At 69.8% G+C, this 26,335-nt stretch carries 21 protein-coding genes and 1 tRNA gene; 7 read left to right on the top strand and 15 right to left on the bottom strand.

Translation table 11 applies throughout. The annotated features are described in order from the left end of the window. Window positions 1-223: 223 nt before the first annotated feature. Window positions 224-505, top strand: coding sequence for a hypothetical protein (locus ACFYYF_RS26585; RefSeq protein ID WP_388779977.1), 282 nt, complete (start codon window positions 224-226; stop codon window positions 503-505). A gap of 92 nt (window positions 506-597) precedes the next feature. Here ACFYYF_RS26585 and ACFYYF_RS26590 read toward each other — a convergent pair. After that, window positions 598-672 (bottom strand) — tRNA-Val (locus ACFYYF_RS26590). A gap of 327 nt (window positions 673-999) precedes the next feature. Here ACFYYF_RS26590 and ACFYYF_RS26595 point away from each other — a divergent pair. Together ACFYYF_RS26595 and ACFYYF_RS26600 are read left to right on the top strand one after the other, a co-directional pair. Then, window positions 1,000-1,851 carry a DUF4097 family beta strand repeat-containing protein gene (locus ACFYYF_RS26595; protein ID WP_388779979.1) on the top strand — a complete coding sequence of 284 codons (852 nt, stop codon included), beginning with the start codon at window positions 1,000-1,002 and terminating at the stop codon, window positions 1,849-1,851. Window positions 1,852-2,394: 543 nt separating this feature from the next. After that, complete coding sequence (locus tag ACFYYF_RS26600) at window positions 2,395-3,699, top strand: hypothetical protein (RefSeq protein ID WP_388779981.1); 1,305 nt, start codon at window positions 2,395-2,397, stop codon at window positions 3,697-3,699. 308 nt (window positions 3,700-4,007) lie between these two features. Here the strand turns inward: ACFYYF_RS26600 and ACFYYF_RS26605 are convergent, their stop codons facing one another. From ACFYYF_RS26605 to ACFYYF_RS26615, 3 genes are all read right to left on the bottom strand, one after another. After that, window positions 4,008-5,105, bottom strand: coding sequence for an amidase domain-containing protein (locus tag ACFYYF_RS26605; RefSeq protein WP_388779982.1), 1,098 nt, complete (start codon window positions 5,103-5,105; stop codon window positions 4,008-4,010). A 205-nt stretch (window positions 5,106-5,310) separates the two neighbouring features. Further along, a complete protein-coding gene (locus tag ACFYYF_RS26610) occupies window positions 5,311-6,606 on the bottom strand; it encodes a hypothetical protein (RefSeq protein WP_388779984.1) in 1,296 nt (431 codons plus the stop codon). Window positions 6,607-6,699: 93 nt separating this feature from the next. Then, window positions 6,700-8,727, bottom strand: coding sequence for a transglycosylase domain-containing protein (locus ACFYYF_RS26615; protein WP_388779986.1), 2,028 nt, complete (start codon window positions 8,725-8,727; stop codon window positions 6,700-6,702). Between the two features lie 370 nt (window positions 8,728-9,097). On the opposite strand from ACFYYF_RS26615, the gene ACFYYF_RS26620 reads away from it, so the two are divergent. Beyond that, the gene (locus ACFYYF_RS26620) at window positions 9,098-9,325 is read left to right on the top strand and encodes a zinc ribbon domain-containing protein (protein WP_388779988.1); all 228 of its coding nucleotides are present in this window, start codon (window positions 9,098-9,100) and stop codon (window positions 9,323-9,325) included. Window positions 9,326-9,671: 346 nt separating this feature from the next. Here ACFYYF_RS26620 and ACFYYF_RS26625 read toward each other — a convergent pair whose 3' ends face one another. From ACFYYF_RS26625 to ACFYYF_RS26635, 3 genes are read right to left on the bottom strand one after another with little or no spacing between them, the layout of a single operon-like run. Beyond that, complete coding sequence (locus ACFYYF_RS26625) at window positions 9,672-10,505, bottom strand: HAD family hydrolase (protein WP_388779990.1); 834 nt, start codon at window positions 10,503-10,505, stop codon at window positions 9,672-9,674. Further along, the gene (locus tag ACFYYF_RS26630) at window positions 10,505-13,051 is read right to left on the bottom strand and encodes a phosphoribosyltransferase (protein ID WP_388779992.1); all 2,547 of its coding nucleotides are present in this window, start codon (window positions 13,049-13,051) and stop codon (window positions 10,505-10,507) included. The genes ACFYYF_RS26625 and ACFYYF_RS26630 overlap by 1 nt, the downstream gene beginning before the upstream one ends. Window positions 13,052-13,095: 44 nt before the next feature. Continuing rightward, entirely contained in the window at window positions 13,096-14,265 is a 1,170-nt protein-coding gene (locus ACFYYF_RS26635; RefSeq protein WP_388779994.1) for an HpcH/HpaI aldolase/citrate lyase family protein, read from the bottom strand. Window positions 14,266-14,445: 180 nt separating this feature from the next. Here ACFYYF_RS26635 and ACFYYF_RS26640 point away from each other — a divergent pair, with 180 nt between their 5' ends. Further along, on the top strand, window positions 14,446-15,357 hold the full coding sequence (locus tag ACFYYF_RS26640; protein WP_365483915.1) for a TerD family protein: 912 nt from the start codon (window positions 14,446-14,448) through the stop codon (window positions 15,355-15,357). A 70-nt stretch (window positions 15,358-15,427) separates the two neighbouring features. Here ACFYYF_RS26640 and ACFYYF_RS26645 read toward each other — a convergent pair whose 3' ends face one another. The 6 genes from ACFYYF_RS26645 to ACFYYF_RS26670 all read right to left on the bottom strand — a co-directional run bounded on the left by ACFYYF_RS26645 (window position 15,428) and on the right by ACFYYF_RS26670 (window position 19,978). Further along, complete coding sequence (locus tag ACFYYF_RS26645) at window positions 15,428-16,165, bottom strand: Tellurium resistance (RefSeq protein ID WP_361677832.1); 738 nt, start codon at window positions 16,163-16,165, stop codon at window positions 15,428-15,430. 89 nt (window positions 16,166-16,254) lie between these two features. Then, complete coding sequence (locus ACFYYF_RS26650; RefSeq protein WP_361677829.1) at window positions 16,255-17,403, bottom strand: DUF475 domain-containing protein; 1,149 nt, start codon at window positions 17,401-17,403, stop codon at window positions 16,255-16,257. Window positions 17,404-17,539: 136 nt separating this feature from the next. Then, a complete protein-coding gene (locus ACFYYF_RS26655; RefSeq protein WP_361677826.1) occupies window positions 17,540-18,115 on the bottom strand; it encodes a TerD family protein in 576 nt (191 codons plus the stop codon). 101 nt (window positions 18,116-18,216) lie between these two features. Continuing rightward, window positions 18,217-18,792: a TerD family protein gene (locus ACFYYF_RS26660; protein ID WP_361677823.1), complete on the bottom strand. Its 576-nt coding sequence runs from the start codon at window positions 18,790-18,792 to the stop codon at window positions 18,217-18,219. 114 nt (window positions 18,793-18,906) lie between these two features. After that, entirely contained in the window at window positions 18,907-19,365 is a 459-nt protein-coding gene (locus ACFYYF_RS26665) for a peroxiredoxin (RefSeq protein ID WP_365483906.1), read from the bottom strand. Window positions 19,366-19,549: 184 nt separating this feature from the next. Then, window positions 19,550-19,978 carry a DUF3052 domain-containing protein gene (locus ACFYYF_RS26670; RefSeq protein ID WP_361677817.1) on the bottom strand — a complete coding sequence of 143 codons (429 nt, stop codon included), beginning with the start codon at window positions 19,976-19,978 and terminating at the stop codon, window positions 19,550-19,552. Between the two features lie 464 nt (window positions 19,979-20,442). Here ACFYYF_RS26670 and aceE point away from each other — a divergent pair, with 464 nt between their 5' ends. Continuing rightward, entirely contained in the window at window positions 20,443-23,190 is a 2,748-nt protein-coding gene (aceE, locus tag ACFYYF_RS26675; RefSeq protein ID WP_388779998.1) for a pyruvate dehydrogenase (acetyl-transferring), homodimeric type, read from the top strand. Between the two features lie 82 nt (window positions 23,191-23,272). Further along, a complete protein-coding gene (locus ACFYYF_RS26680; RefSeq protein ID WP_388780000.1) occupies window positions 23,273-24,055 on the top strand; it encodes a potassium channel family protein in 783 nt (260 codons plus the stop codon). Window positions 24,056-24,153: 98 nt separating this feature from the next. Here the strand turns inward: ACFYYF_RS26680 and ACFYYF_RS26685 are convergent, their stop codons facing one another. After that, window positions 24,154-24,456 (bottom strand): small hydrophobic protein, encoded by a 303-nt coding sequence (locus tag ACFYYF_RS26685; protein ID WP_361677808.1) that lies wholly within the window; start codon window positions 24,454-24,456, stop codon window positions 24,154-24,156. Between the two features lie 129 nt (window positions 24,457-24,585). Further along, a complete protein-coding gene (locus ACFYYF_RS26690; protein WP_388780002.1) occupies window positions 24,586-26,205 on the bottom strand; it encodes an MFS transporter in 1,620 nt (539 codons plus the stop codon). Between the last annotated feature and the right edge of the window lie 130 nt (window positions 26,206-26,335).

Here is a 26,335-nt window from a genome sequence, read left to right on the forward strand (position 1 = left end):
AGCGAACAAGCCCCACGGGGCTCCCTACGTTGTCTAGGCCCACCGTCAGGCATCGCCTGGGACCAGAACGTCAGGCATCAGCTGGGATCCGACAGGGACGAGGCGCTTCCCGTTGAGGCTCCGCATCTAGGGCCTGTTGCCGTTCGAGGCATCCAGTACTGGGATCGCGAAGACCTCGGACATGCGCTCCTGGACTTCATCGGGCGTGAGTCATGGAACGGCAGTGGACTCGCTGGTTGTGCGCACGGTGCCGGCCGATGGCGCGCAGCGGAGGACCAGCCTCGGTGACGTCCGCTTTCACGATCTCCGGCACACCGGGAACACCCTCGCCGCGACCGGTGGCGCCACCACCCGCGAGCTGATGCAGCGCATGGGCCACTCGTCGGTGCGGGCCGCGCTGGTCTATCAGCACCTCGTCAACGGGCGTGACCACGACGTCGCGGACTACGTGGACGGGCAGATCAGGAAGGTGAAGCGGCCTCCGCGCGGCCCATCTGGCACGTGAGTGGCACGGCGGCTCCGGACGGTCCGAAACGACAGAGGCCCAGATCACCGGATTCACACCGGTTGACCTGGGCCTTGTTCGTGTCCTGCGACTGGTGGGCGCGGACGGTTTCGAACCGCCGACATCCGCCTTGTAAGGGCGGCGCTCTACCGCTGAGCTACGCGCCCAGGACGAGTCGACAGCCTACATCGCCCGGGGGTGTGCCCCGCAAACCCGTATCGGGCGAGTTGGTGGTGGGGGCGCTGGTGGCGGGGCGGGGGTTATCCCCACCTCTCATTCGGGAGCGGTCCGGATCGTTCGGGGGGCCGTGCGCGCCTACCGTCGAAAGGACTTCGGCGACCGGCCTGGGAACAGGTGCCTGGGCACCCATCCAGCCCCGGGCGCCCATCGGACCCCGGGCGCGGATCGGGCCCGGGTCCGCATCGAGCCCGGCAGTCGCTGTGCCGAAGCGTCGACTTTTTCGTAGACCGTCCGTCACCAGGGGGAGATCGATCATGGCCCGCACGCGCACCCGCGGCACCAGCACCAGCACCAGCACCAGCACCAGCACCAGCAGGACCCGTACCCAGAGCGTCGCCCGCAAAGCCGGCCGCACCGGCGCCCTGGCCGCTCTCGTCGTCGGGATCGTCGCCGGTGTCTCCGCGTGCGGGGCGTCCGCCGGGGATGACAAGGAGCCCGAGCAGCGGTCCTTCGGGATGCACGGGCGGACCCTGACCGTGGACTCCGACGACTCCGCGCTCGACCTGGTGGTGTCGGACTCCGCGAAGGCCGGTGAGGTCCGGGTCACCCGGTGGTTCCAGGGGCACGTCGCCCTCGGTGGCGACCCCCGGGTCACCTGGGCCATGGAGGACGGCGACCGGCTGGTGCTGCGCATGAAGTGCTCCGGTGTCGTCGCCGACTGCTCGGCCCGGCACCGGATCGTGGTGCCGCGGGGAGTCGCGGTCAAGGTCGACGACGGGGACGGGCGGGTGACCGCGAAGGGCTTCACCGAGGCGCTGAGCATCCGTACGGCGGACGGCTCGGTACGGGTCAGCGACTCCTCGGGAGCCCTCGATCTGCGCAGCGGCGACGGCTCCATCCGGGCCGTCGGCGTGACCGCGCGCAGCGTGCGGGCCCGTACCGACGACGGCTCGGTGCAGCTCGAACTCGGCACCGTGCCGGACCTGGTGGACTCCCGCAGCGGCGACGGCTCCCTCTCGATCGTGCTGCCCCGGGCCACGTACCGGGTGACGGCCGGGAGCGGCGACGGTTCGGTGAACGTGGACGTGCCGCGCGACGGTTCCAGCTCCCACCAGGTCTCCGCGCACACCGAGGACGGAAAGATCACGGTACGAACAGCGAACTGACCGGCCCGTGTGTTCGTCTTCAACCGGTGGGAGAATGACAGCCGGGCAAGGCGGATGACAGCACGGGAGAGGGATGTGACGGCGACACCTTCGCGGCCGTATTCGCCGTTCGCGGGATCCGCGCGGCCTGCGCACCTCCTCGGCTTCCGGCGGGGGCGCCCACCGATCTCACGGGCCACGCCGAGGCAGGCATCCGAGCCGACCTCGCCGCCGGTACCGAGGACAGAGGCGACACGGACGACAAAGGCACCCCAGGTGATGCCATCAGCCTCTCCGGCCCCGCCCACCCAGGCGATGCCGGCAGCCCCGCCCACCCAGGCTCCCCAGCCCGCCTCACCGACCCAGGCGACCCAGGCAGTCTCTCCGGCCTCGCCGACCCAGGCTCCCCCGTCAGCCTCGCCCGCCCCGCCGGCCCAGGCGCCCCCACCGGTTCCACCGGCACACACGCCCCGGCCGAGCGAGCCGACCCGGTCGGCACAGCCGGGGCACCCCCCGCGCCCGCACCGCGCCCGCGCACCCCGCCCGCACGGCGCCGCCCGTGACGTGCTCACGCTCGTCGCTCTGCCCCTGCTCGCCGCTCTCGCGCTGCCCGCGGCCTTCGCGGCGGGCGGCGGCACCCGGCGCTGGTTCGGCGGGCGGTCCGAGAGTCAGCGGGCCGAGGCGCAGGCCGCCAAGGACGCCGCCGCGGCCGCGTTCTACGAACTCGACACCGCCCAGCGCGACCTGCGGATCTCGATCGAGACCATCACGGCCGTGGACGACACCCCGGCCGCCCGGCGCGTGGTCTCCGACTTCGCCGCGCTCGGGCGGCGGATCGACGAGGCGAGCCAGAAGTACATCACCGCCGTCGACGCCCACGACCTCGACCGGGACGAGCTGGAGGCGTCGGTCGCGGCGCGGGCCCGCACCGAGCTCGTCGCCGCGAAGGACGAACTCGGCCGTGTGAAGGCCGATCTGGACCGGTTCGAGCAGAGTCTCGGACCGCTGCTCGGCAAGGCCGAGACCCAGCTCGCCCGACTGGCCCCGGCCGTCGAGCGCGCCCGGCAGGCACTGCTCGCCGCCTCCAACGCCCTTGATTCCGTACGGCAGTCGGGGCTCAAGGCCGACGATCTCGCCGCCCGGCTGGCCGCCCTCGCTCCCGAGCTGACCAAGCTCAACCAGGGCGCCGGACAGCACGGCGTACCGGAGACGCTGGAGCGGGCCGAACGGGTTTCGCGCGAGGCCGCGGCGGTCCGCTCTGAGGCGGAGCGGCTGCCGGAGCGGGCCGCCGAGATCGATCACCGGCTGGTGTCGCTGCGGACCCGGGCACAGGCACTGACGACCCGCTCGGGGCAGGTGGAGCCGGTGCTGAGCGAGCTGCGGCGGCGGTTCTCGGCGGCGTGCTGGCAGGACCTCCAGCACGTACCGGATCAGGCCGCGGAGAGCGTACGGCAGGCCGAGGCGAAGCTGAACGAGGCGCGGACCGCGCGTGAGGCGCAGCGCTGGCCGGACGCGACCGCGCTGCTGGCGACGGTGCGGGCGCTGCTGAACAGCACCGACGAGGCGGTGTCGGCGGCCGGTGACCGGCTGCGGCGGCTGAACGCCGTGCAGAAGGATCCCCAGCAGGAGATCGACCGCACCCGGTTCGCGATCCGGGACGCGCAGCGCCTCGCCATGGCGGGCCGTTCGACGCCCGATCCCCGGCAGGCACGCCCGCTCGACGAATCGGTCGCCCGGCTCGACCGGGCCGTGGCCACGCTGGAGGGCCGGCACCCGGACTACTGGCACTTCCTCACCGAGACGGAGGCGGTGCGGCAGACGGTGGCCCGCGTGGTCGCGCAGATCCGCGAGGAGCGCGGCGGCGCCTGAGGAGGTGAGGAGGTGAGGTAACGGGGTCCGAGGTCGTGTCAGGGGCGCCGTGGAGCATCCCCCACCGGTCTCACGCCATGGACGCCATAGCCCCGTCCAACCCCTCACGCCGGGGCCCCACCGGCCTCACGCCGTAGACCCCACGGGCCTCACCCCGACACCCGACCGGCCTCACGCCGACGCCCCACCGGCCTCACGCCGACGCCCCACCGGCCTCACCCCGCAGCCCCCTCCGACCTCACGCCAAGCGTCCCCTCCCCGGCACCTTCACCTTCGCCGGGGAGAGGACTCGGGTCACCGGTCACCGGTCAGGTGCGGTACCCGTAGTACGCCGCGTTCGGGTACGCCGCGAGGAGGCTCGACAGGGAGCGGCGGTAGGTGTCGGCGTCGTGGTACGTCAGGTACGGGACCCCGCCGCTGCTGCGGTAGGACGTGATCATGGAGTGGTCCTTGGACCCGTCCTTGTCGAAGTCCATCTGCATCACGTCGCCGACGTCCATCTGGTAGACGTTCGCCAGGGGCGTGGAGCGCCGGGCGGTCTGGGTGAACCAGGACCACTCGTTGACGCCGACCCAGGTGTCGGTCTGGGTGGACGCCGTGTAGTTCCAGGTGCCGTACTCCTCGCCGGAGCTCGCGACCGTCGCCCAGCCGCCCGCCTTCAGGACCTGGCTGAGGTAGTTGGTGCAGTCGCCGCCGACGGAGTTGAACTTGCGGTAGGCGGGGTTGTAGTTCTTCCAGTACGTCTCGGCGTACGTGGCCATGGCCGCGTAGTCGTACGGACCGCCGGTGAGCGTCTTGGGGTTGGCGGGCGCGGGGTACGTGGTCGCTGCCCGGGGGGCGTCGACAGCGGCCATCGTGGCCCTGCGGAGCGTCGTCGTGACGGGCTCGTTGATCTGCCGGGGGCCCTTGTCCGTCGCGCGCTCGCCCGTCAGCTTCCAGGTGCCGTCGGTCCGGGCGGCGAAGGTCAGGACGTGGTGCGCGCGAAAGCCCGTGGTGGCGGGCTCGTCTCCGCGGATCCTGCGGTAGGTGAGAGTCGTGGTCTCGGTGACCCAGGCGGTGGCGACCCGGCCCGTGACCCGGGTCCGGTCCACGGCGACCGTGGTGTCGGCGGCGCTGTAGGCCTCACCGAGCGCGGCGAGGCGCGACCGGGTGCCGTGCAGCGCGGAGAGAGCGGTGCTCTCGGTGTGCGCGATGGTGTCGGGGACCCGGATGCCGGCCGTGGTCGCCTTGAGGGCCGTACGGGCCTTCGGGGCCGTGTCCAGCAGGGCGGCCGTGCGGTCGGTGAACACGGCGTCGGCCACGCGGCCGAAGGCGTCGGCCGTGGACGCGGTCACCCGGGGGGCGGGGGCCGCCGCGTGGGCGGCGGACAGGGGCAGCAGGAGGGCGGAGAGTGTGATCGCCCCCACGACGGAACAACTGCGGCTTAAGTTCTTCGGTGTCACTGACGATTCTCCTTGATCCCCGGTCGGACTCCAGGGAAGGGAATCTTTACATGTCCCACTCAAGTGTGGTGACTCCGGGTGGAGTTCGCGTCGAGTACAACCAAGTCCTTTATGTCGGAGGTAAGTTGATCTCGATGCGGGGCCGGGGTCACCGCCCGGACGGCGGGCCCTACTTCACCACGGTCGACCAGTCCGGCGACTGTGCGGGGTCCAGGCCACGCAGTCGTTCCAGGGTCTCGGGCTTCTGCACGTCGAGCCAGTCGGCCAGCTCCTGGAAGGACACACATTTCACGCCCTTCTTCGTGCACACGTTCTTGATGACCTGGTCGATGGACTTCATGTAGATGCCGCCGTTCCAGTCCTCGAAGTGGTTGCCGATGAACAGCGGTGCCCTGCTGCCGTAGTAGACGCGGTTGAAACCGGCCATGTAGGAGTTGACCGTCTCCTGCTCCCACTGCGGGTACTGCGCCGGGTCCCCCTCGGTCTCACCGTCGGACTGGTTGTAGAGGAAGTTGAAGTCCATGGACAGGCCTTGGTACTTGCCGTTCTCGTAGGGGAGCATCTGGAGCGGGAAGTCCCAGATGCCCTCCTTCTTCGTGGGCCATATCTGGAAGTCTCCGGCGGAGCTGGCGTCGTAGCGCCAGTTGTACTTCTTGGCCGTGGCCTTCATGGCCTTGAGCAGGTTCTTCTGCCCTTCGAGGCAGGGTGCGCGCCCGCCGCTGATGGCCTTGGCCGGGTCGAAGGGGAGCGACGCCAGGTCCGTGTAGCCGGTGTTGGTCCTCCACTTCTCCACGAAGGAGAAGAACTGGTTGATCTCGCTCTCCCACTCCTCGACGCTCCAGTCCCCGCCGCCCTTGTCGCCGCAGAAGTGGCCGTTGAAGTGGGTGCCGATCTCGTTGCCGGCCTTCCACGCCTTGCCGAGCTCCTCCAGCGTGGTGCGTATGTGCTCGTCGGTGGCGTAGCTGATGGCCGCCGAACCGGGCGAGTGCATCGGCGGTTCGTAGAGCGTCTTCTTGTCCTTGGGCAGCAGATAGATGCCGGTCAGGAAGAACGTCATGTGGGCGTTGTACTGCTCGGCCAGCTCCCGGTAGTGCGAGAAGAGCCCGTCGTCGCCCTGGAGGGCGCCGTCCCAGGAGAAGACGACGAACTGGGGAGGCTTCTCACCGGGCTTGAGCGGTACGGCCTTCAACTCGCCCTTCTGCGGGCCGGTGTAGGACGTGGAGCCGTCGCCCAGCACATGGGTCTTGCCGTCCCAGACCGGTTCCTTCTTCGTCTTGGTGGCCGGGCCGTGCGCGCGGGCCGACGCCGCCGGGGTGGTGTGGTCGGTGTTGAGGGCCAGGTAGGTGGCGGCCGTGGACGTGACGACGAGGAAGGCCGTCATGGCCGCGAAACCCTGGCGTGCGGAGGCGGCGGCGGAGGCGGGATCGGACTCACGGCGTCGGCGCCGGCTGTGCTTCGAGTTCATACGGGGCACATTCTGCGAGGGGGACGGAAGGAGGCTGGCGCGGCCACCGGGTGGCCGTCGGCGGGGGCCGAGCCGCAGGGCCGGCCGACGGGATCAGCGAAGCGGGCTCATGGCACCGGACCAGATGCCGTACGGCACGTCGGCGACGGGCGCGCCTGCGATCCCCTTGAGCGGCAGCGGTTCGAGGCTCTTGGTCAGGTCGATGCGGTACAGGACCACCGCGGTCGACACCGAGGCGTTCGAACCCACGTACCAGGCGGACTTGTCGTCCGTCGTGGCGCCCCGCTTGCCGGCCACCTTCGCCGAGAGGGGGGCCGCGCCCGGGTGGCCGATGCGGAAGGAGTCCGAGAGCGCGTCGGTGACCTGGCGGGCCACCTCGGCGCGCATCGCGCGGTGGGGTGCGGGCATGTCCAGCCGGACACGGGAGCCGTTGCGGGTGAGGCGCTTGACCGAGTACGGCTCGTAGTGCGTTCCGTCGGCGGCGAAGGTGGCGTAGGCGCTGGCCATGCGGATCGCGCTGGGGGTGGCGGTGCCGAGGGACATGCCGGGCACCTGCGGGCCGATGCTGGAGGACAGCAGGCCCGAGGCCTCGGCGGTCTTGCGCACCTTGTCCAGGCCGGCGTCCATGCCGAGCTGCATGAACGGGGTGTTCACGTTCTGGGCGAGCGCCGAACGCAGCGAGATCTGGCCGTAGTTCTTGTTGCCCTCGTTGTGGGCGGCGACCTTCTTGCCGCCGCGGTCCCAGTAGGGGCCCTCGGGTGTGCTGACCGGGACGCCGTCGTTGCCGTCGTACAGGGTCTCGGGGGTGACCGGTGTGGCCGCGCCCTCGCGGGTCTTGTGGACGCCGTTCTCCAGGGCTGCGGCGTACACGAAGGGCAGGAAGGCCGAGCCGGCCGGGACGGTGGTCGCGTTGGACTCGTTGTAGCCCTGCTTGCGGTGGTCGGGGCCGCCGTAGACGGCGAGGATCCGGCCGTCGTCGGCGATCGAGGCGGCACCGTAGTGGGCGGCCTTCGCGGTGTCCGGGTCGTCCTTCTTCGCCTGCTTGCGGGCCTTGGCCACGGCGTCGGTCAGCGCGGTCTCGCGCTTGCGGTCGAAGGTCGTGTAGATCTGGTAGCCGCCGAGGTCGAAGTCCCGGTCGGAGATGTGCCCGGCCTTCTTGGCGTACTGGGTCGCCAGCTCGACCAGGTAGTCGCTCTGCTTTCCGGTGTCGTAGCTGCCGCTCTGCTTGATCGGCTCGGGGAACTTCGTGTACTTGGCCCGCTCGGCGGCCGAGATCTTGCCGGTCTTGACCATGCGGTCGAGGATCCAGGACCAGCGTTCCACGGCGCGCTTGTGGTTGGCCTCGCTCAGGGTGGGGTCGTAGAGGCCCGCGCCCTTGAGGAGCGAGGCGAGGAAGGCGCCCTCGCTGGCGTTGAGGTGGCTCACGTCCTTGCCGTAGTAGGCCTGCGAGGCCCGCTGGAGTCCGTAGGTGCCGCGCCCGAACCAGCTCGTGTTGAGGTAGCCCTCGAGGATCTTGTCCTTGCTCATCTTGTTGTCGAGCTTGAGGGCGATCATGGCTTCGGTGAACTTGCGGGTCAGCGAACGGTTCTGGGTCAGGTAGACGTTCTTGACGTACTGCTGGGTGATCGTGGAGCCGCCCTGGGTGTCCCCCTGGCCGACCGTCTTCACCAGGGCGCGGGCCAGGCCCTTGCCGGAGATGCCGGGGTCGCTGTAGAAGCTCTCGTTCTCCGCCGCGAGGACCGCCGCGCGCACGTCCTTCGGGATGTCCTTCAGCGGCATGGCCTGGCGTCGCACCCAGCCGGTACGGGCCATCGGGGTGCCGTCCGACCAGAAGTAGACATTGTCCTGCTGGGTGGCATATGTGTTCAGGTTCTGGGGTATGTCCGTTGCGGCGTAGGCTATGGCGAGCAGCGAGAAGCTCAGGCCTATGGACAGCGCGAAGGCGCCGAGCCACTGCCGCCAGGAGGGCACCCAGCGCCGCACACCGGTCCGGCCGGGGCGCGGATAGGCGGGCTTGAGGCGCCGGGCGTACGGCTTGACGCGCGCGGCCAGCCGGGCGGGCGCGGAGGGCTGCGAGGGCTTGCGGCGACGACCGCGCTGCGGTCCGGCGGTGTCAGCCATGGCGCACCCCTGCACCTGGGCGGCTCAAAGACAGGGGATTCGAGGCATCGTTGTGATGCCATGTCCTGGTCACGACTGCGTCTCCCTCCGCACTCCGGATCTGCGCGCGCGGGTAGTTGCAGCGGCCGCTTTCGCGGCTGCGAGCCCCCCATCCCCGACCTTGCGGCTCGTCGCGGCCCTATTAAATTATCAGCGACCAATGCAATCCCTTCGATCAGCAACGAGACAAAAAAGCTCAAGCGTCAACGAGCTTCACGTGTTCACCCTGCGCGAGCATCCGTCACCCGCGTCCCGGAGGGCTCGTCGCGCCACGCACGAGGAAGGCTTCCGGGCCCTCCGGACGGCGGCCCGTTCCGGCTAACCTGTGCGCATGCCTCGCTACGAGTACCGCTGCCGGACCTGCGGCGACACCTTCGAACTGAGCCGTCCCATGGCCGAGTCGGCCGCCCCCGCGGCCTGTCCCGCCGGGCACGACGACACGGTCAAACTGCTCTCCGCGGTCGCCGTCGCCCGAGGAGGTTCGGCGTCCGCGCCGGCACCCGCGCCGCGTTCGAACGGCGGCGGAGGCGGTTGCTGCGGCGGCGGCTGCTGCGGCTGAACGCGGACATTTCTTACCAACTCTTCAGCCACACCAGCATCACCCCCGGCGTGTCGCGACAGCATGTTCTCTGTCACATCAACAGGACGGCGCCGGGGGTGAGTTTCGCGTTTCTCTCGAAATCTACCGAACCGGGCACGTCGCGGATCCCGGTTCCACGGGATCCCGACCCGACGGGAACACGCCGGAGTCGGGCGGTCCGGGCCCTTCTCGCCGAACAAGGTTCGGTATACCGATCGAAAAGACACCGGTCCCGGGCCGGTGCGCCAAGGAGTGGATCACTCCCGGCGCACCCGTCACCACGGGACCGGAATCCGGAAAAGGAATTACCTGTTCCGTAAATCGCTCAGACAGTTCCCCGGCCGGCCTCGGTGCAGACGCCCACGAACTCGCGCAGGATCCGCTCCCCCGCCATGACACCCCGCTCCGGCAGCACCGCGATCGCCGGTGCCGTCCAGTCGGCCTCGGCGAGCTCACCGTGTCCCGGACGCCAGCCGCGGTCGGCGGCGAGCAGCAGATCGGCGTCGAGCAGCGAGTCCCCGGCGGCGAGGGTGAGCAGGGCGCCGGTGCGGCGGGCGACCTCACGCACGGCCGCGCTCTTGGTGAGCGGCCGGGGCACGGCGTAGATCTTGCGGCCCTGCAACGAGACCGTCCAGCCGCGGCTCTCCGCCCACACGGCCAGGTCCTTGACCCACTGCTCGGGCAGCAGTTCCCGCTCGACCACCAGGTAGGCGAACAGGTCCTCGGCGATGCGGTGCTTGCGCACCCACAGGGGGTCCGCGGTCCGCTCCAGGTGCTCGCGCACCTCGTCGAGCGGCGCGCACTCGGCGGCGAGCCGCTCCTGCACGGCCCGGTGCCAGTCGAGGTCGGAGACGCCGTCGACGAGCAGGTGTCCGCCGTTGGCGCAGATCGCGTACTCGGGCTCCGGGCCGGGCAGGTTGATGCGCTGGTACTGCTTGCGGGTGCGGGTCGTGGTGGGCACGAAGTACGCGATGTCACCGAGTTCGGTGAGCAGGCCCGCGGCCGTCTCCGTCATGTAGGAGAGGGGTTTGTTCTCGTGCACCTCGACGCTGAGCAGCCGGGGCGCGCGGGCGTCGGGCATGGTGAGCGCGAGCGCGGCGGAGGAGTAGATGAGTGTGCGGTCGAGGTCGCTGGCGACGAGCACCTTGGGCGCGGACATCAGAGCGTCACCGCCTTGCCGTCGGCACCGGTGGCGCCGCGCGTGTACTTCGGGTGGATCAACCCCACGCAGGTGTACGGGAGTTCCTCGACCTCCTCGACGGGCACCCCGCGCTGTCCGGCGAGCAGCCGGACGTGGTCGAGGTCGGCGCCCGCTCCGGCACGCGCGAGGATCTTCCAGGGGACCCGGCGCAGCAGGACCCGGGTGGTCTCGCCGACGCCCGGCTTGACGAGGTTCACGTCGTGGATGCCGTACTCCTCGCTGATCCGCTCGACGGCCGCCCAGCCCTCCCAGGTGGGTTCGCGGTCGGCGGCGAGGAGTTCCTTCGCCCGGTCGCGGGCCGCTTCGGCGACGTCGGGGAAGTGGGCGGCGACGGCGTCCAGGAAGGCGACGGAGACGTCGGAGCCGGCGAGTTCGCGGTAGAACTTCGCGCCGTGGAAGTCGTGTTCGCCGACGAGGTCGGAGCGCAGGACGGTGCGTGAGATCAGCCCGGAGACGGTGGAGTTGAGGCAGGCGGAGGGGATGAGGAAGTCCTCGCGGGTGCCGTAGGTGCGCACGCAGGAGCCCGGGTCGGCGAGGACGGCTATCTCCGGGTCGAAGCCGGTGATGCCCTCGGCCGCCTCGAACTCCTCGATGGCGTCGGCGAGTTCGCGGGTGATGGCGCCCTTGCCGGTCCAGCCGTCGACGAAGACGACGTCGGCGGGGTCGTGGTGGGCGGCGAGCCAGCGCAGCGCGTTGGCGTCGATGCCGCGGCCGCGGACGATGGAGACGGCGTAGTGCGGCAGGTCGAGGCCGTGCTGGTGCTGGGCCCAGCGGCGCATCAGGATGCCGACGGGGGTGCCGGCGCGGGCCAGGGACACCAGGACGGGGCACGGGGACCGGTCGGCGAGGACGAGTTCGGTCACGGCGCCGACGGCCTCGGCGATCCGGGCGGCGGAGGCGTCGAGGGCGGCGTGGAAGAGCTCCTGGTACTCCGCGCTCGGCTGGTACTCGACCGGCAGCGACTCGGCGTAGTGGGCGCCGCCGCTCTGGATGGCCTCCTCGCGCTCCTCGGTCGGTGCCTCCAGCGTCACGTCCGACAGGTCCTGCAGCAGCCAGCCGACCTCGTCGGGGGCGTACGAGGAGAAGGCGGGGCCGCGGAGGGGCTCGGGCAGCATGGAGGGCCTTTCGGTGGACGGCCGTGCGGGCACGTACGAGGGCACGACGGCGAGCAGGAGGTGCGGGGTGTGCGCCGCCAACTGTGCCAACAGACCGTCGGGCGCGTGCAGTTCGGGGGTGTCGGCGGCGGAGTCGACGACCGCGACGACGGCGTCGAAGCCGGCTCCGGCGACGTTGTAGGCGTAGCGCTCGCCGGGACCGTCGTCGGGGTCGTCGTGGGCGGGGAAGGCGATGCGGCTGCGGATGGCGTAGCCGGGGTCGTCGAGGGCGAGCACCGGGGAGCGGGTCGTGGTGGAGAAGTACACGTCGGCGGGGACCGAGCGCTCCAGCTCGTGGGCCAGTCGCAGCGGCGCGTACATCAGTTCCTCGAAGCCGAGGACCAGGACGCGGCCCGCGTCGTCGGGCAGGGCGTCGGCGAGGCGCCCCGCCATCGCGGGCAGGGCCGCCTCCAGGCGTATTCGGTGCCCGGGGGTGAATCCGTGCCGTCCGCCGTCGGGGAGGCCGTGGGGCCAGCCGAGGCCGACGCGGACGGCCGGGCCGGCGTTCCGGGCGGCGGGGGTGCCGGGCGCCGCCGGTTCGTGGCGGGCGACCAGGGCGGCGCCCTTGGCGAGGACGTCCTCGGGCAGGCGTACCGTGCCGGACGCGGCCGCGATCAGGTCCACGCGGGCGCCGATGTCCCCGGCGAACTTCTCGAAGCGGGCGTGGTCGGCCGCCGAGCGCATGTCGACCAGCGCCACGACGACATACCGCTCGCGCGGGTAGCGGCGGTGCAGGTCGCGGATCGTGTTGAGGACGGTGTTGCCGGTGGAGAACTCGTCGTCGACGAGGACCAGCGGGCCGGAGCCGGCGAGCAGGCCCGGGTCCTCGGGCAGCAGGAGGTGCGAGGTGGCGTGCGAGTGGGACTCCTCGAAGCCGCCGGCCTGCCGGACTCCGCGGACCGGGCGGCGGGTGGAGTGCAGGTACGGGGCGACGCCGATCCCGTCGGCGACGGAGTGGCCGAGCCCGGTGGCCGTCTCGGCGTAACCGAGGACGACGGCCGCGCGGGCGTCCTCGGTGCCCAGCAGCGCGCGCACGCGCCGGCCGAGCTCGACTCCGTATCCGTGGACCACGGCCGGGGACTGCGGCACGTGCTTGCCGAGGACGTTCGAGACGAGCAGGTGGGCGCGCTTGGGGTTGCGCCGCAGCGCGAGCCCCAGCAGGCCGCTGAGCCCCTCGTCGCCGACGAGCTCGACGCCGAGCCGTTCGGCGACCCAGGTCCCGGTCCACACCGCGTCGGCTGCGGCGCCGGCGGCGGGTGAGGGGTCCGGGCCGTTCTCACGGTCCGGGCCGTTCACGCCGTCCGCTCCGCCGCCGTCGGGGTGGTTCGGGTCGTGTGCTGGGGTGTTCATCTGGTCCTTGCTGTCGGGGGTGCGCGTCGCTCGGCCGGCCCGGCTCACTCAGGCAGTCCGGCGGTGAGCAGCTCGACGAAGCCGATGTCCTCGCGGGCGACCCCGAAGACCTCCGCGCGCAGCAGGGTGCGCTCGGCCCAGGCGCGATGCGGCTTCACCTCGTTCATTTTGTTCGTGTACGCCGATCTCAGTACACCCCCGCCGCCGCTCTCCGGCCTGAGGATGTCCTGGGCGTCACTGAATTCCTCGTGGCTGACCACGGACAGTGCGTGGACGGGGGTCACGTGGGAGGGGTGGATGCAGGTCTTGCCCATGAGGCCGTTGGCCTGGTCGAGGGCGATCTCGCGCAGCAGTCCGTCCATGGCGTGTTCGAGCAGCTTCTCGCGCAGTTCCTCGGCCTCTCCCTCCAGGAAGGGGCTGCGGCGGAGCTGCGGCTTGAACATGCGTTCGGGGACGCGGAAGTACTCCCAGACGGGCCCGGTGACGGTGAAGCCGCTGCCGTCGGCCCGCCCCAGCATGTTCACCACGTCGGCGATCACGGAGGCGACGACCTGGACGTCGTAGGCGGTCATGTCGGGGGCGCGGCGCAGTCCGTAGGAGGAGCAGAAGTCGGTCACGCCGAGGCGCAGCGCGAGCACCCGGTCGCGGTACTTGTCGACGGCGCGGAAGATGCCCTCCAGGGTCTCCACGCGTGATTCGCGGTAGAGCAGCTCGGGCGACTCCAGGACGGGCATGGCGAAGAGCCGTCTGCCGCTGTCCGCCTCGGCGGCGGCGAGGGCCTCCAGGAAGGGTGTGCCGCGTTCCTCGGTGAATTTCGGCATCACGAAGCCGGACAGCAGCCGGACGGCGGGGCCGAAGCGGCGTACGAGGTCGGGGATCTGGTCGGGGTGGCGGACGCGTACGAACAGCAGGGGCAGCTCGCCGGTGTCCGGGCGCTCCGCGAGCGCGGTGAACTGGCGGACCAGGTTCTCCTCGGCGTCCTCGACCTCGGAGTCGTCGATCGAGTCCTCGAGGCACAGCACCATGGAGACGACACCGCGGGAGGCCTGCTTGACGATGTCGTCGGCGAGTGTGGGCCGGGTCGCCGGGCTGTACAGCGTCGCGCCGAGGGCGGCGGCGAGCACCCTGGCCGGGGAGCCGGACGTGAAGACGCCGGGCTCCTGGTGGAAGAGCCGCTGCCGCTCCTCCGGGGTGACGTGACCGAAATGACGCATGGGACTCCCCCGCGGCGGCTAGGTGGCCGAATGTGATGTGGCCGGTAATGGTACGTACGTTTCCGTGTCAGGGATTCCCACCGGGCGTGAAGTTCAGGTAACTCCACCATGTCCAACACCGGCCGGTTCCGGAACGACCCCACATTGTCGTGACCAGGACCGACAGGGCAGGATGACCGCATGACGCACGCGATGCTGAAAGGGTCGAACGTCCCGCTGGACGCCACAGCGGTGCGCGCCGTCCTGCGCTGGACGCCCGGCCAGGGTGTCCCCGATGTCGATGCCTCGGCGCTGCTCCTCGGTCCCGACGGTCGTGTGCGATCCGACGAGGACTTCGTCTTCTACAACCAGCCCCGCCACCCGTCGGGCAAGGTCTGGCGGCTCGGCAAGAAGCGCGGCGCCGAGGGCCTCACCGACACGATCCAGACGGATCTGACGGGTGTCGAGCCCGGCGTCGGCCGGATTCTCCTGGTCGCATCGGCGGACGACGTCACCTTCGACCGCGTACGTGATCTGCGCATCGTGCTGTACGACGCGGCCGTCGCCGACGGTGAACCTGTGGCGTACTTCGACATCAAGCCGGAGACCGGTGCGGAGACCGCGCTGATCTGCGGCGAGCTGTACCGGCGCGGGGACGGATGGAAGTTCCGGGCGCTCGGCGAGGGCTACTCCAACGGTCTGGTGGGGCTCGCGACCGATTTCGGGATCTCGGTGGACGAGTCGGAGGCGGCTGCGGCCGCTGCCGGGTCCGCGCCTCAGACGGCCGCCTGGGCCGCGCCCGCCACGGCTCCCGAGACCTCGATGCCGCTGCCGCCCGAGCACGCGGCCCCGGTCACGGTGCAGCAGACCGCCCCGGTCCCGCAGCAGCCCGCGTACGGCTATCCCGGGCCCGCCGCGGCGGCCTCGACCGGCCCGGCGTACGGCTACCCGCAGCCCGCCGGACGGCAGGAGGATCCTTCCGCCTACGGCTACCCGCAGCCGCAGAGCGCGCCGGCCACGCAGCCCGCGTACGGCTTCCCGCAGGCGGTGGGATCGGGTCCCGACCCGGACTTCCGGCTGCCGCCGCAGGGGCCGCAGTTCCTCTCCCGCTGAGTCCGGCGGGCGGGAAGGCCACGGGACGGCCGGGCGGGAGCACCGCGGCCCGGCCGGGGCCGGCGGGGCGCTAACGGTCGGCCTTCGACTTGTAGCCGCGGCCCCACTGGAGCCCCCAGCCGTAGAGGCGGTCGAGTTCGGCCTGGAAGCCGTACACGAATCTGACCTCGCGGCGCACGGTCACCTCGCCCTTGTTGCACTCGATCATGACGACGGCGCAGGAGCGGGCCTGCGGATGGCGTTCCTCCAGGCCGATCTCGATGCGCGGGCCGTTGCTCGGGTAGAGCGTGATGATGGCGTGCGTGCGGTCGAAGGCCGGGGTCTGGTCGTAGATGTAGACGAAGACCAGCAGGCGCTTGATGTCGTCGCGGTGGTCGAGGTTGACGTAGGCCGTCTCGCCGGAGCCGGAACCGAAGCGGTCGTCGCCGCTGAGCTTCACGAACGGCGGGGCGTTGAGTTCGCCGAAGAAGCTGCCGAGCGGCTGTACGACGCCCTTGGTGCCGTCGGTCAGCTCGTACATGACGCCGAGGTCGAGGTCGACGTTGACCATGCTCTGGGTGTGCGCCTGGACCATCTCCGGTTTGAAGGTCCGCAGGGGGTTGCGCAGCAGGCTGCCGCGCTGGGGACCGCCGATGTCGGAGGTGCGCATCCGCCAGGACAGGTTGATGCGGAGGTTGCCGCCGGCCGCGCCCTGCCGGGTGAGCGAGACCGTGTGGTTGCGCTTGGTCATTTCGATGGAGTTGGAGGCCGCGCTGCCGGAGTCGAAGTCCGCCGAGCGGCCGCGCCACAGGTCCTGCCAGATGCCCATTCGGCCCCCCACGTGTCTCGTATGCGGCGGGGCGGCCGACGAGGACTCGTCGACCGCCCCGCTCAGAGCGTTCCTCAGCCGGAGGGGTGTCACACCCCGGACGAGACCTCAGCCTTCTCGTCCGAGGTCGGGCCTTTTCCCTCGGCCTCGGCGAGCGCCTTGTTGCGGCGCACGGACGACCAGAAGGACCAGCCGATCAGGACGACGCCGACGAGGCCGGTGATGACCTCGTTGATCTCGTACTGGATGGTGACGAGCAGGATCGCGGCGAGGGCGCCGATGGCGTAGTGCGCGCCGTGCTCCAGGTAGACGTAGTCGTCGAGGGTGCCCTGGCGGACCAGGTAGACGGTGAGCGACCGGACGTACATGGCGCCGATGCCGAGGCCGAGCGCCATGAGGACGATGTCGTTGGTGATGGCGAAGGCGCCGATGACGCCGTCGAAGGAGAAGGAGGCGTCCAGCACTTCCAGGTAGAGGAACATGAAGAACGCGGCCTGGCCGGCGAGGACGACGGCCGGCTTCTTCTTGCCGGTCCGCTCGGCCTCCTCCTCTTCCTCGTGCTCGCGCTCCTCCTCCTCTTCGAGCTTGTCCTCGAAGTAGCCGGAGAGACCGCCGACGATCATGTACGTGATCAGGCCCGCGACGCCGGAGATCAGGACGGTCTGGGCCTTGTCGACGTGTCCGCCGCCGTGCTGGTGGGCGTGGACCGCGAAGGTCATGGAGGTGATCAGCAGGACGATCAGGGCGATGCAGACCGACAGCATGTCGACCTTGCCGAGCTTGGCCAGCGGCCGCTCGATCCAGCGCAGCCACTGGATGTCACGGTCCTCGAAGATGAAGTCGAGGAAGATCATCAGCAGGAACATGCCACCGAAGGCGGCGATCGAGGGGTGCGCGTCGGTGACGAGCTGCTGGTACTGGTCCTTGTCGTTCAGCGCGAGATCGACCGCATCGATCGGGCCGATCTTGGCGCTGATCGCGACGATCACGACGGGGAAGACCAGGCGCATGCCGAAGACGGCGATCAGCACACCGATCGTGAGGAAGATCTTCTGCCAGAAGGCATTCATCTTCTTCAGGATTCCGGCGTTGACCACCGCGTTGTCGAACGACAGCGAGATCTCCAGGACGGCCAGGATCGCCACGATGCCGAAGGCGGTCCACCCCCCGTAGAAGGCCGCTGCGACCAGGCCGAGCGCGGTGATCGCGAACGACCAGCCGAAGGTTTTCAGAAGCACTGGCTACCCAATCATCGTGTGGTGGGGGCACCCCCAAGCGGTGGCTCGGAGGGTACGCAACCCCCGTGCCGTACTCGGCTTTACCTACTGTTGACCACGAAGTCTAAGGGGCCGCCTTCTGCTGATACAGGTGGGTCTAGGAAACATTGACCCCGAAGTCGAGTGCGATACCCCGCAGTCCCGACGCGTACCCCTGACCGACGGCGCGGAACTTCCACTCGGCGTTGTAGCGGTAGACCTCGCCGAAGATCATCGCCGTTTCGGTGGAGGCGTCCTCGGAGAGGTCGTAACGGGCGAGCTCCTGGCCGTCCGCCTGGTTGACGACGCGGATGAAGGCGTTGCTGACCTGGCCGAAGGTCTGGCCGCGGTTGTCCGCGTCATGGATGGACACGGGGAAGACGATCTTGTCGACCACGGCGGGGACCTTGGCGAGGTCGATCAGGATCGACTCGTCGTCGCCCTCGCCCTCACCCGTGAGGTTGTCGCCGGTGTGCTCCACGGAGCCGTCCGGGCTCTTGAGCTGGTTGTAGAAGATGAACCATTCGTCCCCGAGCACACGGCCGCCGCTGCACAGCAGCGCGCTCGCGTCGAGGTCGAAGTCGGCTCCGGTGGTGGAGCGCGCGTCCCAGCCGAGCCCGATCATCACGTGTGTGAGGTTCGGTGCGGCCTTCGAGAGGGAGACATTGCCCCCCTTGGCGAGCGTGACGCCCATGATGCTGGTCCTCCCGAGGTGCGATCTTCTGTTGGTACGGCCGGTCCGGTGCCGCACCGAGCGGTGCGGCACCGGACCGGGATGCCCGAGGGCCTGCGGACCTAGACGTTGACGCCGAAGTCCTGCGCGATGCCGCGCAGACCCGAGGCGTAGCCCTGGCCGATGGCACGGAACTTCCACTCGGCGCCGTTGCGGTAGAGCTCGCCGAAGACCATCGCGGTCTCCGTCGAGGCGTCCTCGGAGAGGTCGTAGCGTGCGATCTCCGCTTCGCCGGCCTGGTTCACGACGCGGATGAACGCGTTGCGGACCTGGCCGAAGGACTGCTGGCGGTTCTCGGCGTCGTAGATGGAGACCGGGAACACGATCTTCGTGACGTCGGCGGGAACGGCGGCGAGGTTGACCTTGATCTGCTCGTCGTCGCCCTCGCCCTCACCGGTGATGTTGTCGCCGGTGTGCTCCACCGAGCCGTCCGGGCTCTTCAGGTTGTTGAAGAACACGAAGTTCGCGTCGGAGCTGACCTTGCCGTCCGCGTTCGTGAGGATGGCGCTGGCATCGAGGTCGAAGTCCACGCCGGTGGTCGTACGGGCGTCCCAGCCCAGACCGACGATGACCGCGGTCAGTCCCGGGGCCTCCTTCGACAGCGATACGTTGCCGCCCTTGCTGAGGCTGACTCCCACGAGTCCTCCCAATGGTGTTCAGGGGCGGGGAGCCCCGTAGGTGCGTTGGTATCGGATCAACGGTTCGATCCTAGTGACGGGTTCCCGTGCCTTGCAGGGCTTGGAACCGAAGAATCACAGGGTGTCGAGCGCCTTGACGTACTCGTTCAGGTCACGCGCGTCCGGCAGGGCGTTGACGACGGTCCAGCGGACGACGCCCTCCTTGTCGATGATGAACGTGCCGCGCACCGCGCAGCCCTTGTCCTCGTCGAAGACGCCGTACGCGCGCGAAATGTTGCCGTGCGGCCAGAAGTCGGAGAGCAGCGGGTACTCCAGGCCCTCCTGCTCGGCGAAGACGCGCAGGGTGTGGATGGAGTCGTTGGAGACCGCGAGGAGCTGGGTGTCACGGTCCGTGAACTGCGGCAGGTTGTCGCGCAGGGAGCACAGCTCTCCGGTGCACACGCCGGTGAAGGCGAAGGGATAGAAGAGCAGCACGACGTTCTTCTCGCCACGGAAGTCGGACAGCTTCACGGTGGCACCGTGGTTGTCCTTCAGCTCGAAGTCCGGGGCCTTGGTGCCGACCTCGACGGCCATAGTCACTCGCTTCCCTTCCAAGGGTCTGTTCGGGTGACGACCAGCGTACGCAGTGATCGCCTCCGGGCGACGGCGCGACCCCCGCCCGGTCCCCCGGGTGCCGGCTCCGGGCATGCGTGAGGCCCCCGCCGAGGTGGCTCGGCGGGGGCCTCACGGATGCTCTGCTTGCAGACGGGGCTGCAGCTCAGCGCTTCGACTTGGGGGTGGCCAGGCGGGTGCCCGACCATTCCTTGCCGACGGAGATGCTCTTCGTCTGGGAGAGGCCGGCTGTCTGTGCGGCATCGCTGATGTCGCTGGGCTCGACGTAACCGTCCCTGCCGGTCTTCGGGGTCAGCAGCCAGATGTTGCCGCCGTCCTCGAGGAAACTGATGACGTCCACCAGTGCGTCCGTGAGATCGCCGTCCTCGTCCCGGAACCACAACAGCACCACGTCGGCGACGTCGTCGTAGTCCTCGTCGGCCAGTTCCTGGCCGATCAGCGATTCGATGCCTTCACGGAGCTCGTGGTCAACGTCGTCGTCGAAGCCGATCTCCTGGACCACCTGTCCGGGCTCGAACCCCAGCCTGGCGGCCGGGTTGGTCCGCTCCTCCGCGTGGTCCGCGGTCGCGCTCACGGCTTGCCTCCTGATCATGTTTCGGAATGGGGGTCTCCCCCTGCTCGTCCAGAGCGGGGGGATCTCAGCCACGCGCGTACGCGAAGCGTTGGCCGTAGTCCACACGGGCGGAGCGGATCGCGCAAGTACCCGGCCGTCGAGACCGCCGAAACGGTGACGATCCTGGCAGTGCCGACGCAACTCCCGACGGGCCATCATGACGCCGCGTGACGGGCACCACACACTTCTGCCCCATTTATTCCCTTCGGAACCCTCGGGGCGTGCGAAAGCCGAACGGCTTTGCGGAACGCGTCACCCCCTGAGCGTATCGTTACGTTTTGGTCGAGACCGTCCCAACGGTCCGCACGAGCGTCTCGGTTACCCCCTGGTAGAGATGACGTACGCGTTCGCGGGGTACACGATGGGGATCGGTGCAGATGCAGGGAAAACCCACGAAGACAGCCCTCTGACAGCGAAGGAACAGCGTGGCTTCCGGATCCGATCGCAACCCGATCATCATTGGCGGCCTTCCCAGCCAGGTCCCGGACTTCGACCCTGAGGAGACTCAGGAGTGGCTCGACTCCCTCGACGCCGCCGTCGACGAGCGCGGCCGCGAGCGGGCCCGCTATCTGATGCTGCGGCTGATCGAGCGAGCGCGCGAGAAGCGCGTGGCCGTGCCCGAGATGCGCAGCACGGACTACGTCAACACGATCGCGACCAAGGACGAGCCGTTCTTCCCGGGCAACGAGGAGATCGAGCGCAAGGTCCTGAACGCGACCCGCTGGAACGCCGCCGTGATGGTCTCCAGGGCGCAGCGCCCCGGCATCGGGGTGGGCGGCCACATCGCGACCTTCGCCTCCTCCGCCTCGCTCTACGACGTCGGCTTCAACCACTTCTTCCGCGGCAAGGACGAGGGCGACGGCGGCGACCAGATCTTCTTCCAGGGACACGCCTCCCCGGGCATCTACGCCCGCGCGTTCCTCCTCGACCGGCTCTCCGAGCAGCAGCTCGACGCGTTCCGCCAGGAGAAGTCGAAGGCGCCCTACGGACTGTCCTCGTACCCGCACCCGCGGCTGATGCCCGACTTCTGGGAGTTCCCGACCGTGTCGATGGGCCTCGGCCCGCTCGGCGCGATCTTCCAGGCGCGGATGAACCGCTACATGGAGGCGCGCGGGATCGCGGACACCTCCAGGTCCCACGTCTGGGCGTTCCTCGGCGACGGCGAGATGGACGAGCCGGAGTCGCTGGGCCAGCTCTCGATCGCCGCGCGCGAGGGCCTGGACAACCTGACCTTCGTCGTGAACTGCAACCTCCAGCGCCTCGACGGCCCCGTCCGCGGCAACGGCAAGATCATCCAGGAGCTGGAGTCGCAGTTCCGGGGTGCCGGCTGGAACGTCATCAAGCTGGTCTGGGACCGCACCTGGGACCCGCTGCTCGCGCAGGACCGCGACGGCGTCCTCGTCAACCGGCTGAACACCACTCCGGACGGTCAGTTCCAGACGTACGCCACGGAGACGGGCGCGTACATCCGCGACCACTTCTTCGGGGACGACCACCGGCTGCGCGCGATGGTCGAGAGCATGACCGACGACCAGATCCTGCACCTGGGGCGCGGCGGTCACGACCACAAGAAGATCTTCGCGGCGTTCTCGGCGGCCAAGGCGCACGCGGGCCAGCCGACGGTCATCCTGGCGCAGACGGTCAAGGGCTGGACGCTGGGCCCGAACTTCGAGGGCCGCAACGCCACGCACCAGATGAAGAAGCTGACGGTCGCCGACCTCAAGGGCTTCCGCGACCGGCTGCATCTGCCGATCTCCGACAAGGAGCTGGAGGACGGCGCGCCGCCGTACTACCACCCGGGCCGGGACTCGGAGGAGATCCAGTACATGCACGACCGCCGCAAGGGCCTCGGCGGTTACGTGCCGACGCGTGTCGTGCGGTCGAAGCCTCTGGTCCTGCCCGAGGACAAGACGTACGCGAGCGTGAAGAAGGGCTCGGGTCAGCAGTCCATCGCCACGACCATGGCGTTCGTCCGGCTGCTCAAGGACCTCATGCGGGACAAGGAGATCGGCAAGCGGTTCGTACTGATCGCGCCCGACGAGTACCGCACGTTCGGCATGGACTCGTTCTTCCCGAGTGCGAAGATCTACAACCCGCTCGGCCAGCAGTACGAGTCGGTGGACCGTGAACTGCTGCTCGCCTACAAGGAGTCGCCGACCGGCCAGATGCTGCACGACGGCATCTCGGAGGCGGGCTGCACGGCCTCGCTGATCGCCGCGGGTTCGGCGTACGCCACGCACGGCGAGCCGCTCATCCCGGTCTACGTCTTCTACTCGATGTTCGGTTTCCAGCGCACGGGCGACCAGTTCTGGCAGATGGCCGACCAGCTGGCGCGCGGTTTCGTGCTGGGCGCGACCGCCGGGCGGACGACGCTGACCGGCGAGGGTCTCCAGCACGCGGACGGCCACTCGCAGCTGCTCGCCTCGACGAACCCGGGCTGTGTCGCCTACGACCCGGCGTTCGGCTTCGAGATCGCGCACATCGTCCAGGACGGTCTGCGCCGGATGTACGGCTCGTCCGAGGAGCACCCGCACGGCGAGGACGTCTTCTACTACCTCACCGTCTACAACGAGCCGCTCCAGCACCCGGCCGAGCCGGAGAACGTGGACGCCGAGGGCATCCTGAAGGGCCTCTACCGCTTCAGCGAGGGCACGTCGGGCACCATCCCCGCGCAGATCATGGCGTCCGGCATCGGCGTCACGTGGGCGCTGGAGGCGCAGAGGATCCTCGCCGAGGAGTGGAACGTCAGGGCCGACGTCTGGTCGGCGACCTCCTGGAACGAGCTGCGGCGCGAGGCGGTCGAGGTGGAGCGGCACAACCTGCTGCACCCCGAGGAGGAGCAGCGCGTCCCGTACGTGACGCGGAAGCTGTCCTCCGCCCAGGGTCCGTTCGTGGCCGTCTCCGACTGGATGCGATCGGTTCCCGACCAGATCTCCCGGTGGGTGCCGGGCACCTACCAGTCGCTCGGCGCGGACGGCTTCGGCTTCGCGGACACCCGCGGCGCGGCCCGGCGCTTCTTCCACATCGACGCGCAGTCGATCGTGGTCGCCGTGCTGACCGAGCTGGCCCGTGAGGGCAAGGTGGACCGGTCGGTGCTCAAGCAGGCGGTCGACCGTTACCAGCTGCTCGACGTGAGGGCGGCCGACCCGGGCGCTGCGGGCGGCGACGCGTAGGGCCCTGAGCGGGCGGGAGCGACGAGGGGCGGCGGGCCTTGGGCCCGCCGCCCCTCTCCCGATTTCTTTCTACGATGCGGGCATGAACGAAGAATCGGCGCAGGCCCGCTGGGAGCTGCGGACCCAGCGGCCCCTGCTCGTCCTCGCGGTGGCGTTCGCCCTCGCGTACGCCGTACCGATCGTGGACAGCGGCGCCGGCCACACCGTCACGTTCACCTGCACGGTGGTGGAGTGGGTGGTGTGGGGGGCCTTCGCGACCGACTATCTCGTGCGGCTCGCTCTCGCCCCGGAACGGCTGTCCTTCGTCCGCGGCCACTGGATGGACCTGTGCGCCGTGATCCTGCCGATCCTGCAGCCGCTGCGGCTGCTGCGGCTCGTGTCCACGCTGATGCTGGTGGGGCGGCGGGCCCGGATGGCCTCCCAGATACGGCTGACGACGTACGTCGGGGGCGCGGTCGTCGGGCTGCTGATGTTCGGCTCGCTCGCCGTGCTGTCGGTGGAGCGGGACTCGCCCAACGGGAACATCAAGACACTGGGTGACGCGGTGTGGTGGTCGTTCACGACGATGACGACCGTGGGGTACGGCGATCACGCCCCGACGACGGGGATGGGCCGCGTCCTGGCGGTCGGCCTGATGCTGTCCGGGATCGCGCTCCTCGGTGTGGTCACCGCGAACATCGCCGCCTGGTTCATCGCGCGGTTCGAGAAGGACGACGTGGAGGAGCGGCGGCAGACCGCGGCGATCGAGGCGCTCACGGCCGAGGTGCAGGCGCTGCGGGCCGAGGTCGCCGCGCTGACCGGCGGCCCGGGAATCCTGCCGCACCCCCTGACGGCAGCGGGGTCCGAGGAGCACTCCCCCACCTGACGCAGGCGGGCCCGCGCCCCACTCGAAGGGGGCACGGGCCCACCGGTGCCGGCCTCACTGCCGGCACCGGCAGCATCCGGTTGGTGTCGCGGCCGGGGTCAGAGCAGGCCGTTGCCTGATCCGCCGGCCAGCCAGAGGACCGCCAGGAGGGTGTCGATCGCTCCCAGCACCAGGGCTATCAGTGCCGGTACCGGCCCCGATCCGGTCCAGCGGCGGCCCATCGCGAGCCAACCGCAGACCATCGCGGCCGGTCCGAGAACGATGCCCAGCGTGAAGAAGCCGGCCACCGCGCACACCACACCGATGATCCCCAGGGTCGCGCTGTCCGGCCCGGTCCGTGATCCTGTACGGCCACGTGAACGGGGGTACCTGCGCGTACCGTTTCCGAAGCCCGCCATCATCAACTCCTGAACTCCCGTGACCTCGCGGTCGGTTCGGGTCGATGACCGGGTACCCCCGTTTCACGCGCACAGACCCGCCCGGGTCCGGACGGGTCTGTCGACGGAGAGGTCCGTCGGCGGCGGGGTCCGTCAGATGTGACCGACGCCCGCGCCGGCCTCGGCGTTCTGGCCGCGCTTGGTGAGCAGGGCGACGAAGACGGCCACGACGGCGACACCCGCAGCGACGAGGCACGCGAGGCTCATGCCGGAGATGAACGTGTCGTGCGCGACCGCCGCGATCTTGCCGGCGATGGCCTCCGGCGTGCCCTTGGGCACCGGCGCGCCACCCTGCTGCACGGCCTGCGAGGCCAGGGCCTGCTGCGCGTCGGTGAGCTTGGGCAGGCCGGCCTCGGCCCAGTTGCCCGCGAGGTCGTTGTCGACCTTCGACGCCATCACGGCACCGAGCACGGCCGTACCGAGGCTGCCGCCGATCTGCATGGCGGCCTGCTGGAGACCGCCCGCGACGCCGGAGAGCTCCATCGGGGCGTTGCCGACGATGACCTCGGTCGCGCCGACCATGACCGGCGCGAGGCCGAAGCCGAGCAGGGCGAACCAGATGGACATGAGGCCGCTGGAGGTGTCGGCCTCCAGCGTCGACATGCCGTACATGGCGATCGCGGTGGCCGCCATGCCGCTCGCGAGCGGGATGCGCGGGCCGAGCTTGGTGATGGCCAGACCCGCGAGCGGGGAGCCGACGATCATCATGCCGGTGAGCGGCAGCAGGTGCAGGCCCGCGTCGACCGGGCTCATGCCGTGCACGTTCTGCAGGTAGAACGTCACGAAGAACAGTCCGCCCATGAACGCGATGGCCATGAGCACCATCAGCACCACACCCGCGGACAGCGGCACGGAGCGGAAGAGGGCGAGCGGGATCAGCGGCTCCTTGACGCGCTTCTCCCAGAGGGCGAAGGCCACGAAGCCGAGGACCGAGGCGCCGAGGAAGGACCAGGTCTTGAGGTCGCCCCAGCCCCAGGCCGGGGCCTTGATGAGCGCCCAGACCAGGCAGAACATGGCGCCGGAGAGCAGCGCGATGCCGAGCAGGTCGAAGGAGCGCGGGGCGTTCTCGGCGCGGTGGTCCCGCAGGATCAGCACACCGAGGACCAGCGCGACGGCGCCGACGGGCACGTTGATGAAGAACACCGACTGCCAGCTCACGTGCTGGACGAGCAGACCGCCGAGGATCGGGCCGCCCGCGGTGGAGGCGCCGATGACCATGCCCCAGATACCGATGGCCATGTTCAGCTTCTCGGCCGGGAAGGTCGCCCGGAGCAGGCCGAGCGCGGCAGGCATGAGCAGCGCGCCGAACAGACCCTGGAAGACGCGGAAGGTGACCACGAAGGCGATGCTGTGCGACAGGCCGATCGCTCCGGACGCGGCGGCGAAGCCGGTCACGCCGATCAGGAAGGTCTGCCGGTGGCCGAAGCGGTCGCCGAGCTTGCCCGCGGTGATGAGGGAGACCGCGAGGGCGAGGAAGTAGGCGTTGGTGATCCACTGGACGTCGGCGAAGGTCGCGCCGAGGTCCTTGGCGATGGCCGGGTTGGCGATGGCCACGATGGTGCCGTCCAGGGCCACCATCATGACCCCGACGGCCACGGTGATGAGGGTGAACCACGGATGGCCGCGCAGGCCCGTGGACGGAGCCTGGTCCAACGGCGGGACCGGAGTCTTGTCCTCCGGGCCCGTCTTGTCGATGGTGGTCTGACTAGTCATTTCGCGAGGCTAGTGACAGCCGCTGACAATTGACAAACCGATTCACAAGTCGGTAACTGTCACGTCACTCACAGATAGGCTGAACTGGGCGAACAGTTCGGTTGGGAGAGAACGCGACACCATGACGGAG

Source organism: Streptomyces sp. NPDC001914, from assembly GCF_042891215.1.
GTDB lineage: Bacteria > Actinomycetota > Actinomycetes > Streptomycetales > Streptomycetaceae > Streptomyces.

Bases quoted from the DNA above. Each gene is read 5' to 3' on its own strand.
- ACFYYF_RS26595 (WP_388779979.1), top strand. From the start codon at position 1,000: ATGGCCCGCACGCGCACCCGCGGCACCAGCACCAGCACCAGCACCAGC.
- ACFYYF_RS26610 (WP_388779984.1), bottom strand. From the start codon at position 6,606: ATGAACTCGAAGCACAGCCGGCGCCGACGCCGTGAGTCCGATCCCGCC.
- ACFYYF_RS26615 (WP_388779986.1), bottom strand. From the start codon at position 8,727: ATGGCTGACACCGCCGGACCGCAGCGCGGTCGTCGCCGCAAGCCCTCG.
- ACFYYF_RS26620 (WP_388779988.1), top strand. From the start codon at position 9,098: ATGCCTCGCTACGAGTACCGCTGCCGGACCTGCGGCGACACCTTCGAA.
- ACFYYF_RS26625 (WP_388779990.1), bottom strand. From the start codon at position 10,505: ATGTCCGCGCCCAAGGTGCTCGTCGCCAGCGACCTCGACCGCACACTC.
- ACFYYF_RS26630 (WP_388779992.1), bottom strand. From the start codon at position 13,051: ATGAACACCCCAGCACACGACCCGAACCACCCCGACGGCGGCGGAGCG.
- ACFYYF_RS26635 (WP_388779994.1), bottom strand. From the start codon at position 14,265: ATGCGTCATTTCGGTCACGTCACCCCGGAGGAGCGGCAGCGGCTCTTC.
- ACFYYF_RS26640 (WP_365483915.1), top strand. From the start codon at position 14,446: ATGACGCACGCGATGCTGAAAGGGTCGAACGTCCCGCTGGACGCCACA.
- ACFYYF_RS26645 (WP_361677832.1), bottom strand. From the start codon at position 16,165: ATGGGCATCTGGCAGGACCTGTGGCGCGGCCGCTCGGCGGACTTCGAC.
- ACFYYF_RS26655 (WP_361677826.1), bottom strand. From the start codon at position 18,115: ATGGGCGTCACGCTCGCCAAGGGGGGCAATGTCTCCCTCTCGAAGGCC.
- ACFYYF_RS26665 (WP_365483906.1), bottom strand. From the start codon at position 19,365: ATGGCCGTCGAGGTCGGCACCAAGGCCCCGGACTTCGAGCTGAAGGAC.
- ACFYYF_RS26680 (WP_388780000.1), top strand. From the start codon at position 23,273: ATGAACGAAGAATCGGCGCAGGCCCGCTGGGAGCTGCGGACCCAGCGG.
- ACFYYF_RS26685 (WP_361677808.1), bottom strand. From the start codon at position 24,456: ATGATGGCGGGCTTCGGAAACGGTACGCGCAGGTACCCCCGTTCACGT.
- ACFYYF_RS26690 (WP_388780002.1), bottom strand. From the start codon at position 26,205: ATGACTAGTCAGACCACCATCGACAAGACGGGCCCGGAGGACAAGACT.